This window comes from Aurantimonas sp. A2-1-M11, from assembly GCF_036549475.1.
Lineage (GTDB): Bacteria > Pseudomonadota > Alphaproteobacteria > Rhizobiales > Rhizobiaceae > Aurantimonas.
In genome coordinates this window covers 1-247 of sequence record NZ_JAZHLI010000047.1, presented here as the reverse complement: position 1 = coordinate 247, position 247 = coordinate 1, and the positions used below count along the sequence as shown (strand labels likewise).

1 protein-coding gene is annotated in these 247 nt (G+C 68.4%); it reads left to right on the top strand.

What is annotated here, in order from left to right:
• On the top strand, positions 1–247 hold a 247-nt coding region (locus VQ042_RS18140), incomplete at both ends, for a methyl-accepting chemotaxis protein (RefSeq protein WP_331821726.1).

Sequence of the window (247 nt, the reverse complement as noted above, 5' to 3'; positions counted from 1 at the left end):
CGCACCGAGCAGCAGGCGGCCAGCCTGGAGCAGACCGTCGCGGCGCTGGGCGAAGTGACCCAGGCCGTCAACGAGACCGCCGAGGGCGCCGGCAAGGCGCAGCTCGTGGCCTCGGGAGCCCGCGAAAAGGCCCAGAAGGGCGGCGAGATCGTCGGCAAGGCGGTCACCGCCATGGGCCAGATCGAGCAGTCCTCGGAGAAGATCAACTCGATCATCTCGGTGATCGACGAGATCGCCTTCCAGACCA